This window comes from Paenibacillus sp. PDC88 (assembly GCF_900106725.1).
In the GTDB taxonomy this organism is placed as follows: domain Bacteria; phylum Bacillota; class Bacilli; order Paenibacillales; family Paenibacillaceae; genus Paenibacillus; species Paenibacillus shunpengii.
In genome coordinates this window covers 253,013-266,652 of sequence record NZ_FNNT01000007.1, presented here as the reverse complement: position 1 = coordinate 266,652, position 13,640 = coordinate 253,013, and the positions used below count along the sequence as shown (strand labels likewise).

The window sequence follows — 13,640 nt, the reverse complement described above, 5'->3', positions numbered from 1 at the left end:
GTAGTAAACCTTACGCCATGATTTTGCAAATATCATTCGTGAACGCGACGGGATCTTCCACCTGAAGTCCTTCAATCAGCAGCGCCTGGTTGTATAGAACACTGGTGTACACCGCGAATTTATCTTGATCGTTCTCAAACGCCTGCTTCAATGCACTGAACACCTCATGATTCGCATTAATCTCCAGCACTTTGTCGGCTTTGACCTGCTGGCCGTCTGCATTCGGCATCGCATTCAGCACTTTCTCCATCTCGATGGTGATTTCACCGTCGGCGGATAGGCAGACCGGATGGGATTTGAGACGCTTGGAAGCCTTGACACTCTTCACTTTACCGCCCAAGAGCTCCTGCATTTTCTCAAACAATTCCTTGTTCTCGGATTCCTTCGCTTCCGCTTCCTCTTCGCTGCTATCTGCTTCAAATCCAAGATCACCGCTCGATACAGAACGGAATTCTTTCTCCTGGTAGCTCATCAGCATCTTGATGGCGAACTCATCCACATCGTCAGTGAAATAGAGAATTTCATAGCCTTTATCCGCCACGAGCTCGGTTTGCGGCAGACGTTCAATACGCTGCACGGACTCACCTGTTGCATAGTAAATATATTTCTGATCTTCCGGCATACGGGAGACGTATTCAGCCAGGCTGACCAGCTTCTGCTCCTTGGAGGAATAGAACAGCAGGAGATCCTGAAGATCGCCCTTGTTCATGCCATAATCGTTGTATACTCCAAATTTCAGCTGTCTGCCAAACGATTCGTAGAATTTCTCATAATTCTCACGCTCATCCTTCATCATGGATTGCAGCGCAGATTTGATCTTGTTCTTGATGTTCTTCGCGATCAGCTTCAATTGACGATCATGCTGCAGCAGCTCGCGGGAAATGTTCAAGGACAGATCCTCGGAATCGACCATCCCTTTGACAAAGCTGAAGTAATCCGGCAGCAGGTCTCCGCATTTATCCATGATCAATACGCCGTTAGAGTAGAGCTCAAGGCCTTTCTCATATTCCTTGGTGTAATAGTCGAACGGCGTTTTCTCCGGAATAAACAGAATGGCATTGTACACAACAGCACCGTCAGCACTGATATGTACGTGCTTCAGCGGCTTGTCGAAGCCGTAGCGTTTCTCGAAATAGAAGTTCTCATAGTCTTCATCTGTCAGCTCACTCTTGTTCTTGCGCCAGATCGGAACCATGCTGTTTACGGTCTGCTCTTCGGTAACTTCCTCAAACTCGTTCTCCGCATCTTCCTTCGGCTTCTGCGTCTTCACGTCCATCTTGATCGGATAACGAATGAAATCGGAATATTTCTTAATAATCGTTCTAAGACGATACTCCTCCAGGAATTCATCGTAAGAATCTTCTTCTGTATTCTCTCTAATGTGAAGAATGATATCAGTTCCTACGCTGTCTTTGTCAGCTGGATCAATCGTGTATCCATCTGCGCCTTGAGACTGCCATTTATAGGCCTGCTCGCTGCCCCAAGCCTTCGTAATCACCGTAATCTCATCTGCAACCATGAACGCAGAATAGAAGCCCACCCCGAATTGTCCAATAATGTTATGGCCGTCCTTCAGCTCATTCTCGTTCTTGAACGCAAAAGATCCGCTGTTCGCGATGATCCCCAGGTTGTTCTCCAGCTCCTCCTGCGTCATCCCGATCCCTGTGTCTGAAATGGTGAGTGTGCGGTTTTCTTTATCTGCGGTAATCTTAATGAAATAATCTTCGTTATTAAAAGTCAGCTGATCCTCAACCAATGCCTTATAGTACATCTTGTCAATCGCATCGCTGGCGTTGGAGATAAGCTCTCTTAGAAAAATTTCCTTTTGCGTGTAAATAGAGTTAACCATCATCTCCAGCAAGCGCTTGGATTCGGCCTTAAATTGCTTTGTTGCCATGATTAGTCTCCCTTCTATTCTATGAGCATCCTTGCTCAAATTTTTAGCACTCTAAAGCTTAGAGTGCTAACTCTTCTACTTATATATCATATTGGAAAAATTGATGTCAAGTTTGGATTTGAAATCAACCCAATCCGCTATAACTTCGATTAAAATAGGCTCGATCCTTCATGTAGGAGGTAAATTCATGTGAGCAATATTGAACTTGTCCTCATATATATTTTAGAAGGTGGAAGCTTCATGACCTATAAACGAGTCGACTGCCGAAGGTAACAAGCCAGCTGCAAGTGAAGAAGATGCTCCTGATTATTAAAGGACATGCCTAATATCTCTTCAATCTTATGGATGCGCTGATACAGTGTGTTGATATGAATATGAAGCTCACTTGCCGCTTGTGCCGCAGATCCACCGCAGGCCATATAGGTAATCAGCGTTTCCTCAAGACCCCCGGCTTGCCCTTTGGCTGTTCTGAGCGGCTCAAACACCTCTGCTATAAAATCATTCAGATCCTCAGCAGGCTGCCGGATAAACAATCGATTTACTCCGATATCCATATAGCGAATTACCCCTTGCACACCACGAGCCTTTTGGTAGGCCAGCGCCTTATCCGCCTCCTGATAGCTCGTATTAATGGCATCCAGCCCTAGGCGCATTGAACCTAAGCCCCCGAACAGCTTTGTATTATTTTTGCTCTCCCATTTTGGCAAGGAGGTAATAAACTTCTCTTCAATTTCTCCAGGCCTATGGGCTTCCGATAGAACAAGCATGACGGTGATACGTCTTTCACTGCCAAATGCGATGGGCATGTTCCCCGAGGGCAGCTTCTCCCGCAAATAGGACACAAGCTGAAGTGAAAGAGTGCTGAGCATAACCGGACTTACCAGCTCCGTGAATTCAAGTAGACCAACGATAATTTGTGTATTGGGAGTAATACCAATCTCTGCGGATTTCACCCAGTATTCCTCCGAATCTTTGCTGAGCCTGAGATCATTAAAAAACTGCTGTGTTCTTTTGAAATAAAATTCTGCGAGAGACTGTTTTCTCATCAGCTCCAGCGCGAGTACAGAGCTCCCCTGCTCAAGTGCAACCAGCTGCAAAGGTGAGAGTCTTTCATTCATACGGATAATCAGATAGCCAAGGCATTGATTTGCGGAAGCGATGGGATATAGATACTGATTCATCTCCCCTTCTGCTCCTGCAACAAAGGTCAAGTAATCAGAAGGATTCAATGATCGATATCGCTCTCTCAGACTCTCAATGCTCCATTTACTTATCGTCTTTCCCCGTTTAGGAAACCATTCATTATCAATAAAGTCCACAAAGGTCAGCGGTATGCCGATAATACGTGTCAGCTCACTGACGATGGACACCACACCTTTATTTTGCAGCGATAAACGCATCAAAGAAGAATGGATCTCATCCCGTCTGACAAGTGTTTCGTTCTGTCTGCTTAAGTTGTCATATAACCTCGCATTCGTCAGTGCGATAGACACCTGATCCGCGAAGCTCTGCAGAAGCCTCACATCTGAGTCCGTAAACAGCGGCACATTTCCCCTTTGATATACAATGAGCACACATTCCGTTTGACCTTCAACCTTGATGGGAACGGAAATAATACCACAAATATCTTCAAAATCATACGCCGTATTCAAATGACGCCTATTTTCGAGCGTCATATTGCCGAAATCATCCTCCAGCATCAGCATATTGCTATACAATTTAGGTGTGCCTCTGCTGAATGTATGCCCAATGATTCCTTCTCCTGGCTTCAGCTTCATTTGAAGCATCCCCTCGCCAAGCCCCCCTGCTCTTGCCTTAACCGTCAAGGCATCGATTTCAGGATCATATTGCCACAGAACACCAATGCATTCATAAGGAATAACAGACAGCGCACTTACAAGAATTCGGCTGAGCAGTTCATTCAGATCGAGCAGCTGAGTCACGTCCCGAATGCTGTTCATGACTTCATTCAACGCACGCTCATGCTTTGCAGCTACCGCTTCTGCATAATACGGATACAAGAGAGATGAAATCTCCACCAGTTCTTCTGCAGAAAAATCACATTTTGAAAACAGTCGGACAGATATACACACGTTGTTGTTATATGGAAGAAAAGCTAACGTAATATTTTCTTTTTCCAGACGATACTCCGGATGATAAAGAGGGGAATTGCATCGAAATTCAGGAGCAGCTGTCTTCCTATCCCCAATCGAAGTAATTAGCCGCCAATCCGACCAATTCTCACTCATCCAGATCTCATAATCCCAATTACCTAAACGTTCATGTAAGATTTCATGCAGCACTCCGTTCAATAGCTCCGCCCCCATGTCAATGTAGGTTTTCACATAATAATAGAGCTAATTATACAAAGATATACATTGTATTAAAACCCCTTCATCCTGTAACTTTAATATATCAAACGCATAAATATAACAATTGATGAGAAAGAAGGTAACACAATGTCGAAGGTCGTACAAAGCAAAAACTTTAAGTACATTGTACTCGCTCTTTTATTTCTCGGCTGGTGTCTAGGCAATCTCGATCGGTTTGTGATGAACTATGCCATTGTAGGGATCACACAAGATCTGGGTCTCAGCGCGTCCGCCCAAGGAATCATTCTGAGCAGTTTTTTCCTCGGCTACGCTATTATGCAAATTCCGGGCGGGGCACTCGCTGACCGTTTCGGCTATCGGAAAGTCATTCTCGTCTCTGTCTTCGCCTGGTCCATCTTCACCATCTTGACCGGCTCAGCCTGGTCTCTGTTCTCACTCATCTTCGTCCGCTTCCTGTTCGGGATTGGAGAAGGCAGCTTTTTTCCATCTGGATCAAAGGCCATTGCTACCACTTTCCCGATAAATCAGAGAAGCAGTGCGATGTCAATTATGCTCGCCTCCGGTGCAATTATGGGTGTTGTAACTCCGATCCTTACGAGTCAGGCGCTTGAAACCATCGGCTGGCGGACCCTGTTCTATATCATCGGTGCCGTAGGAATTCTGGTTACAATCCTTATGTTCTTCCTATTAAAAGAGTCGGCTCAGCCTCTGCAATCGGAGGCAGTTCCTGCGCCTAAAGAAAAGGTGCCATTTAAGGTTGTTCTTAAAACCCCTATGATCTGGAACCTGTTTATCGGTTACTTCAGCATTTATGCCGTGAACTGGGGGCTGCAATCCTGGATGCCTACTTATATGGTCAATGTCAGAGGGCTGGATATGACGCAAATGGGTCTACTTTCTGCTATTCCGGCTGTCATCAGCATTTTCACCATGCTGCTCAGCGGCTATATACTTGACCGCATTCCCGCAGGTAAAGATCGGATTATTGCTTCCGTATTCGGCATATTCGTGGCCCTTTTCCTGTACTTGATGAGCACTGCCGGCAGTATCGCCATGTTCATTACCCATCAAACTATCGTTACAGCACTCGCTGGTTTCATTTCAACACTCATTATTTCAAAGTCCCTTAAAACGATGCCGGAAACGGTAGTAGCAACTGCAAATGGATTCATCAATACCGGTGCTCAGCTTGCCGGCTTCCTTACGCCAATGCTTATAGGCTTCCTGGTTGAAGCTTCAGGCGGATCTTATACTGCAGCCTTCGTGATGCTGATCGCATTTGCTGTAATCTGCTCCGCTTCACTTATGCTGTCACGCCGTTCTGACAAGATCAAACCAACCGATATTCAGCCAACCACTGTGTAAGTTGAATCATGCGGTTATGATTCAATAACCTGCTTACAATAATCAATTACTGCCAATAGAGAGGTGTATTCCTATGACAACAACGATCGATTTAAGCAAGTATGTATCTGACGCCATCGAAGGAAAAAGCGAGCTGTTCACTAATGCAAGCGACCAGGTATGGTCTTTTGCAGAAACCAGATTCGATGAATTCCAATCAGCCAAGCTTCTCATTGAAATTCTAGAAGCCGAAGGCTTCTCAATAGAGAGAGAAGTCGCTGGGCTTGAAACCGGATTTATCGCCTCCTATGGGACAGGCAGTCCAGTCATCGCCCTGTTAGGTGAATATGATGCACTGACAGATTTGAGCCAGGAGGCCGGGATTGCTGCGTTTAGTCCTGTCACTGTTCGCGGAAACGGTCATGGATGCGGGCATAATCTGCTTGGTGTCGGGGCACTTGCAGCAGCTGTCGCTGTGAAAGACTACCTTCAGGATCATCCCGGTACAAGCGGAACAGTCCGCTTCTACGGCTGTCCTGCCGAGGAAAGCGGATATGGCAAAACCTATCTTGCCCGTGAAGGTTACTTCAAGGATGTGGATGCGGCGCTGTCCTGGCATCCCCACTCCATGAACGCGGTTATGCATGGCAGCTCGAATGCTGTTATTCATGGTACTTTTACTTTCAAGGGGATCAGTGCCCATGCAGCTGCAGCCCCTCATCAAGGACGAAGCGCCTTGGATGCTGTTGAGCTCATGAACATCGGGGCGAACTATATGCGCGAGCATATGATTGACCAGGCGAGACTGCACTACGCAATAACAAATTCAGGCGGATTTTCACCAAATGTGGTACAGGCAGAGGCCGAGGTGACCTACCTGGTCCGCGCTCCTAAGACACATCAAGTACGCAGCCTGTTCGAACGGCTAATCAAAATTGCTGAGGGGGCTTCCCTCATGACCGAAACACAAATGGAATTTAAATATGAAGGTGCCTGTGCCAACCTCATTCCGAACAGTACGCTCGAAAAAGTGCTGCATAAGAATTTGACTCAATTTGGAGTCCCTGAATATGAAGAGGAAGAATATGCCTACGCCAAGGCTATTTATGAAACTTTGCCCCTTCAAAATAAACAGGAAGCAGAAGCTATGGTTGGGCCCCAGCTTGCAGGTGTGCTAACCGAGCGGCCGCTCCCCGGCTTTATCGCACCATTCTCTGACGATAAAGAAACGTTTATGAGCGGGTCAACGGATGTGGCTGATGTCAGCTGGAACGTACCGACCGCACAGTGTGTAACAACAACAATGGCGTTCGGAACCCCCCTTCATGCATGGCAGACAGTAGCGCAGGGCAAGAGCACTTATGCTCACAAAGGAATGCTGCTCGCGGCTAAAGCGATGGCGGCAACAGCGATTGAATCCATACTTGATCCAAGTATCGTCGCCGAAGCAAATAAGGAATTTAAAGAAAGATTGGGCGGCGAAGTGTACGACTGTCTTGTTCCACAAGATGTGCAGCCCCCAAAACGAGGAGCTTGATCGAATTGAGATTTAAAGACGTTTTTTCCATCATAGGTCCGGCCATGGTCGGACCGTCCAGCTCCCATACTGCGGGTGCGGCACGTATCGGACGTACAGCAAGACAACTGTTTGGAGAATGCCCGGCACATGCTGAGATCAAGATGTTCGGCTCGTTTGCGGCAACATACCGCGGGCACGGCACGGATACAGCTATCGTTGGAGGACTACTGGACATGAATACGGATGACCCAAGACTTCCTGATGCCTTTGTTCATGCAGAAGCGGCTGGAATGGACACTACCATTGGCCCCGGAACCGGACTCTATCCTCATCCCAATACAGCTGAGATTATCCTGACAAATAAAGGGGGAGACCGCCTGCTTAACTTGGTGGGTACTTCGATCGGAGGCGGGAATATCGAAATCGTTCGGATCAACGGCTATCACCTAAAGATGACGGGGCTGTATCCAACACTGATCCTTCGCCATATTGACGAGCCAGGCGTTATCGCCGTAGTTACCAGAATGCTGGTTGATGCCGGCATTAATATTGGTCATATGTCTGTCGATCGAAAAAACCGCCGCGGTGAAGCCATGATGGTCATGGAATGCGACGGTAAGATCCATTCACCCTTGGTTGAACGAATAAAGACTTTACCTGAGATTCAGGAAGTTAATCTTCTCATCTTGTAAGCAAGCCCCATTTTTCTGTATCTCATGTATAAAGGAGTCTTACGCTTATGAACTTTCGAACATTAAAACAACTGGCAGAGCTGGCGGAATCCAGAGAGCTCTCCCTTGGCAGACTCATGCTGGAGGAACAATGTCTGGAATCAGGCGAGGACCAGGATGCCGTATTTGCTCAAATGAAGGAATACTACGAAATTATGAAAAAAGCGGTCCATCAGGGACTGCATACCGATACAACCTCCAAGAGCGGACTGACGGGCGGAGACGCTAGAAAAATGCTAGGTTATCGTGAGAACGGACAATCCATGCTTGGAGATCATGCAAGCTTGTCGATGACTTACGCTCTTGCGGTATCCGAGGTCAACGCTTCCATGGGACGGATCATTGCGACACCGACGGCCGGCTCCTGCGGCATTATTCCCGGCGTGTTCATCAGTAGCCAGGAAAGGTTCGGGTGGACAGATGAGCAGATGGTTTATGGCCTGTTCGCTTCCGGCGCCATTGGTTATGTGATCGCAAATAACTCCTTTATCTCTGGAGCAGAAGGCGGTTGCCAGGCGGAAGTGGGATCCGCCATCGGGATGGCAGCAGGTGCCCTCGTCGATATTCGAGGAGGATCACCTGCTCAGGCGATTCATGCTGTAGGACTTGCCTTGAAAAATACGCTTGGCCTGATCTGTGATCCAGTGGCGGGTCTGGTCGAGATCCCATGCATTGTTCGTAATGGATTCGGTGCTATTACTGCCCTGGGAGCAGCCGACATGGCACTGGCCGGGGTTCGAAGTGTCATCCCTTCGGACGAAGTGGTTCAGGTCATGCTCGAAGTGGGATCGGCCATGCCTGAATCGCTGCGGGAAACGGCTGGCGGCGGCTTGGCTCAGACCCCGACAGGTCGTAAGATAACAAGAGATTTGCAGCATAACCCATCTTAATTCTCACAGCTCAAGTATTAGTTTCTTGAATAATGAAATGAATAATCAACAAGTAAATGAAATTCCTTTGCATAAAAGAGGCATCTTTCCCAAGGTCTATAGACCTGAGAAGGATGCCTTTTGTTAATGATCTTTTGTTAATGATCTTTTGTTATAATCTTCCTGCGGCCTTCACCTTAACCAGCAGTGCATTCCCTGGCAGGTAAGCGAGTGGAATATCCTCGGTAAAGACGATTTGGACGGTATCACGATCTGCTCCTGCCCGAACCGCCTGCTCTACCGCATAACAGCGGGCATCTTCCATTACTTCATCATAGGTCAGTTCATCGAGTGAATAGATGCGTTCCGTTTCCCCGCTCACTTCGCCAAGAGCTGCACCAATTGCATTCGCCGCACCATAATATTCTGGGCGAATAATGCGGGCCACACCCTCAAGCTCCTCCGGCACCAATATACTTCCACCGCCAACCAGAATGACATCGACTGGCGCACTACTCGACTTCATTCGGTCAATAGCATCCTCAATATCGGTCTTCATGATTTCATCTGCTTGGATACAGATTTCCTCGTCAATCCCCTCGATTTGAGCGCCTTCCCACTGTGTCCTGCCGAGCTTCACCACGACATCCGTCGCCGTCAGCGTATCTCCACCGAAGAGGGTACCCCGCTTCGTCAGCTCATAACCGACACTGTCAGGCCCTACGGTAACAATGAGCCCACTCTCGCTATCGCTTGATTTCTCCGTACGGACAATCGTTCCTCCCCCAATACCAATGGATAGAATATCCGGCATTCGGAAGTTCGTTCTTACACCACCCAGTGTTACAGCAGCAGAGGACTGCCGTGGGAAGCCTTGGCTGAGAACGCCAATGTCCGTTGTCGTACCACCGATATCCACGACCAGTGCGTCACTCAATCCAGATAAATGTGCAGCTCCACGGATCGAGTTGGTCGGTCCGCACGCAATCGTCAATATGGGATAACGAAGTGCATAATCACTGCGCATCAGCGTTCCGTCATTTTGACAGATATAGACACCGGCTTGAATGCCGAAGCTCTCAAGCGCTGCTTCGAATCCCTGGACTACACCCGAAATGACACCAAGAAGAGCGCCGTTCAATATAGAGGCATTCTCCCGTTCCAGGAGACCGATGCTGCCAATTTCGTGGGAGAGGGTTACTACCATGTCCTCACCGAGCACTTCTCGAACAATCTCCGCGGCCCGCTTCTCCTGTGAAGTGTTCACTGGAGAGAAGATACCGCAAATAGCAACGGATGCTACCTCACCCTTCATTCGCTCACACAGATTTCGAATTTCCTCCTCATCCATATCAACAATGGTGCGCCCGTCATATTCATAACCACCTCTGGCCATATAGGCATGATTGCCGATCACGGAGGCAAGAGTTTCATCCCAGCCCATTAGTGGAGGAATGGTCGTTGCCGCAGGCGCTCCGATCCGGATAAGTCCCACTTTGCCCAGATTTTTTCTTTCCACGATCGCATTTGTACAGTGGGTCGTTCCCAGCATGGCATACTTGATTAGTTCAGGGTTCACGGTGCTTTCTTCCAGCAGCTTGCGGACGGCTTCAACTATGCCTTCATTCACGTCCTTTGTGGTATGCACCTTCACCGTATGAATCGTGTTCAGCCTGGAATCAAGCAGTGCCGCATCCGTATTTGTACCGCCTACATCAATACCTATGCGATATAATTCCGCACCACCCAGCTGCACTTCTCTCTTTAAATTCATAGCTGATCCGCTCCTTTCTTCGCTGCCAGCTCTTCAATTGGCACATAAGGAACGTCATAGCCGAAATACTTCGGTCCAACGGTATCAAGGCCCTTCGGCGTTCGCCACTTCGGATCGCAAGGGAAACCGACAGCCGTGATCCGGGCACCATACTTCAGGTTCTCTGTCGTAATTGGCATACCCGTATCTTGGTCTAATAGAGATATCAAATCTGGGGTTACAGCAAGAGATTGCTCTCCTTCTACCGCCAGCAGGAATTCATTCTGGAAAAACAGCTTCATCGTCCGGCCTTTATGCTCACCCGTTCCTTCAAAGGTCGCTTCTCCACGCGTGAAGCCGCCCTCCATTCGGCGTCGGATATCTGACGCCTTGCCATGGAACAAGTCATATCCGTTCAGTTGCGTGAGCAAGGCTTTAATCGGATGCTGCTTCTGCTCCTTCGATTCAAACAATGTTTTGCCAATCTCGTATGCAAGAGATAACGTATGTGGAATCACACTTTTCTTCATCTGTGCACCGGTTGCCGGGTAATCGCAGATCGATGCGGATCCGCCCATCTGGATCGTCACCGCCCGGGCCATCCGTTCCTCCCATATGCCGTCAATTGCATGCATCAGCACCGCATTTCCCCGTTCATCCGCCATCGTAATCGGACTCGGGTCCATACCATCGAGATAAAAGGTAACCATTTGTGATTCCGGGAAAGCCCGGCCCATCGCATCCGCATCGAGCACAGGAATGCCCCGCTCTGCTGCCGCAATGACCGGAATAAGTGAATTGCCTCCTCCAACCTCAATCGGCATAAGAGCGGTAATCTTTCTGCCAAGCTCTTTTTCAATCAGATCTAATGGCTTACTCATCTGCTCCTGCGCCGGAATTTTCTCATTCATCACCGTTGGCGCACCAATCATAGAGAACGGCACTACTAGATCATCATCTCCGAGCTCCTCAGGAGAGACCACTGTTACCGGCCCGTATTTCTTAATGGCTCCTATAGCCATCAGTTTGCCGATATGCGGATCGCCGCCGCCCCCTGTACCGAGGACAGCTGCACCTACTGCAATATATTCAATCGCTTCTTCTGTAAGCTCTGTAAGTCTATTCATACGATTTATGCTTGTCATGTTGTCATCCTTTCTTGCTGAACACCTTAGCGACCAGCCACTGCACTACAAAAGCGAAGAGGAAGCCGTCAAGTGCAGGAACCTGCGTAAGCTGGAATAGGCCGAGCCCGTCCGGCGCTGCTGTCGTCATGTATGCAAACAGGCTGGATACGGCCCATACAATGAGTGATCGCACCATCCAATTCTTGTTCTTATCCAGACCCTCAAACGTAAATTTTGATCTGTCCACGAGTAAATATTCCGCTGTGTAAATACCGCCGATCGGGGCGATCAGCATCGTAATCAAAGTGAGAAACGAGAGAAAGCTGTCATAAATGCCGAACACCCCGAGCAGGGTTGCAACCAGACCTGCCACAATGGTAATAACGAATTTGGGTACTTTGGAGAACACAACCGAGAATCCAAGCGAAGCCGAATACAGGTTGTTCGTGTTCGTCGTCCACTGGGCCAGTGTCAGCACAATAATGGCGGGAAGTCCAAGACCGATCGTAAGGAATATCCCTGTAAGATCACTTGAATCCATCACTCGGGAGAGGAAGATTGCAATGACGGTCATGAAGCTGTTCCCTACAAAAAAACCGACAAATGCGGCCATTATCGCATGCTTTGGCGTTCTTGCCCAGCGCGCAATATCCGGTGAGAGCACCGTTCCCAGCATAAATATACCGATAACGAGTGAGATCGCTGTACCCATAGGTATCGGCTGTGCGCTGATCGGCGCCCAGATGGCAGTTGTTCCATTCATATGAAACGCCATATACAAGGCAATTAAAATAAAAATCACCAGCAGTGGCACGGACCACACGCTGAGCTTCTCAATCGCACGGTAGCCCCAGATCGCCGTAGACATCATCAGCATGCCGCCGATGAAGGACAACAGGCCAAGTGACAGGTTGACTCCCCATATTTCATGAAGTGCTGTTTGCATATTGCTGGCAAAAAATCCGGTCTGAACACCAAACCAGCCGAGCGAGGAAATACCAAGCACTACAGATATAATCCGTGCTCCCCTATTTCCAAACAAGAACCGGCTTATCATGGCTGTGGAGAGCCCCGTCTTTGCCCCTACATAAGCACACAGCGCGCCGATGAGACCCAAAATTAAGGACCCTATAAAGGTTGCGGTCAGCGAGCTGGACAATTTCATCCCTGCTCCGAGCTCTGCACCTAGAAACATAGCAGACAGGTCGATTCCAATCGCAATCCATACGAAGGCCATGGTCAGCCATTTCTTACGCAGATGCTGCGGCACCGGCTCCCGTTCAAAGTCTTCTAATATTTTTGCTTCGTTGCTGTTCTCAATTACGCTTTTTGCCTCATTCATGTCAAGATCCCCCTTGGTTGAACCGGCTCTTAAGTTGTCGTCACGTACTCTGCACTTCTCCAGAACACGTCAAAGGCATGTTCCAGCTTACGTTCAAAAACTTCCTTGGAGCCGTAATAGAAATACTGCATAGCAAGTCCGTCCATCAAAGTTAAGAAAGCATCCACCAGCGGCTGTATCTTCTGATCCGGAATGAGATTCTCCTCCATACCCTGTACCATAATGCTCTCCAGTACCTGAGATAGCAGCTGATCTGAGTCCGCAAATGCCGCCTCCACTTCCTGTTTGAGAAATAAAGGAGGAAACAGGAGTGTCCGAATGACGAATAGATTGGTTTCCGTGCTCTCCACGTAGAACTCATACTGTCTTGCAAGTACGTTACGAAGGGTGGTCTTGGCATCCGCCCGTACCTTCGAAGTATGCAGTTCCTGAATAAACTGGTTATATGCCTGCATAGCCTCCTTAAAGGCCGTGATGAACAGATCCTCTTTATTGGCATAAAAAGCATAAATGGCCGGTGTTTTCACTCCGACTGCCTTTGCGATTTCAGATAGTGCTGTTCCGTCGTAGCCCTTCTCTCCGAACAGCCTGATGGCGGTATCTCTCAACTTATTTCTGGTCGTCAACAATGTCACATCCTAATTTTAATTAACGTTAATTAAGTGAATTATACGTCTACGTGTATAAAAATACAACAGGTATTATTTTTATTGTATTCTCTATAC

General features: G+C 48.1%; 10 protein-coding genes. 4 read left to right on the top strand and 6 right to left on the bottom strand.

Annotated elements, in window-relative coordinates; genetic code table 11:
• Window positions 1-10: 10 nt before the first annotated feature.
• Both htpG and BLW49_RS20860 read right to left on the bottom strand, forming a co-directional pair.
• Window positions 11-1,897 carry a molecular chaperone HtpG gene (gene htpG / locus BLW49_RS20865; RefSeq protein ID WP_090726658.1) on the bottom strand — a complete coding sequence of 629 codons (1,887 nt, stop codon included), beginning with the start codon at window positions 1,895-1,897 and terminating at the stop codon, window positions 11-13.
• A 245-nt stretch (window positions 1,898-2,142) separates the two neighbouring features.
• A complete protein-coding gene (locus BLW49_RS20860; RefSeq protein WP_256209882.1) occupies window positions 2,143-4,200 on the bottom strand; it encodes a helix-turn-helix domain-containing protein in 2,058 nt (685 codons plus the stop codon).
• A gap of 156 nt (window positions 4,201-4,356) precedes the next feature.
• Here BLW49_RS20860 and BLW49_RS20855 point away from each other — a divergent pair, with 156 nt between their 5' ends.
• From BLW49_RS20855 to sdaAA, 4 genes are all read left to right on the top strand, one after another.
• On the top strand, window positions 4,357-5,595 hold the full coding sequence (locus BLW49_RS20855; protein ID WP_090726654.1) for an MFS transporter: 1,239 nt from the start codon (window positions 4,357-4,359) through the stop codon (window positions 5,593-5,595).
• Window positions 5,596-5,668: 73 nt separating this feature from the next.
• Complete coding sequence (locus BLW49_RS20850; RefSeq protein ID WP_090726651.1) at window positions 5,669-7,111, top strand: amidohydrolase; 1,443 nt, start codon at window positions 5,669-5,671, stop codon at window positions 7,109-7,111.
• A gap of 5 nt (window positions 7,112-7,116) precedes the next feature.
• Window positions 7,117-7,785, top strand: coding sequence for an L-serine ammonia-lyase, iron-sulfur-dependent subunit beta (gene sdaAB, locus BLW49_RS20845; RefSeq protein WP_076312295.1), 669 nt, complete (start codon window positions 7,117-7,119; stop codon window positions 7,783-7,785).
• A gap of 47 nt (window positions 7,786-7,832) precedes the next feature.
• A complete protein-coding gene (gene sdaAA / locus BLW49_RS20840) occupies window positions 7,833-8,714 on the top strand; it encodes an L-serine ammonia-lyase, iron-sulfur-dependent, subunit alpha (protein ID WP_090726650.1) in 882 nt (293 codons plus the stop codon).
• Window positions 8,715-8,865: 151 nt separating this feature from the next.
• On the opposite strand, the gene BLW49_RS20835 is transcribed toward sdaAA, so the two are convergent.
• From BLW49_RS20835 to BLW49_RS20820, 4 genes are read right to left on the bottom strand one after another with little or no spacing between them, the layout of a single operon-like run.
• Window positions 8,866-10,467 carry an ROK family protein gene (locus tag BLW49_RS20835; protein WP_090726648.1) on the bottom strand — a complete coding sequence of 534 codons (1,602 nt, stop codon included), beginning with the start codon at window positions 10,465-10,467 and terminating at the stop codon, window positions 8,866-8,868.
• On the bottom strand, window positions 10,464-11,582 hold the full coding sequence (locus BLW49_RS20830) for a DUF917 domain-containing protein (RefSeq protein ID WP_090726760.1): 1,119 nt from the start codon (window positions 11,580-11,582) through the stop codon (window positions 10,464-10,466). The genes BLW49_RS20835 and BLW49_RS20830 overlap by 4 nt, the downstream gene beginning before the upstream one ends.
• A 13-nt stretch (window positions 11,583-11,595) precedes the next feature.
• Entirely contained in the window at window positions 11,596-12,915 is a 1,320-nt protein-coding gene (locus tag BLW49_RS20825; RefSeq protein WP_076312298.1) for a cytosine permease, read from the bottom strand.
• Between the two features lie 29 nt (window positions 12,916-12,944).
• Window positions 12,945-13,541: a TetR/AcrR family transcriptional regulator gene (locus BLW49_RS20820; RefSeq protein ID WP_371264599.1), complete on the bottom strand. Its 597-nt coding sequence runs from the start codon at window positions 13,539-13,541 to the stop codon at window positions 12,945-12,947.
• Window positions 13,542-13,640: the final 99 nt, after the last annotated feature.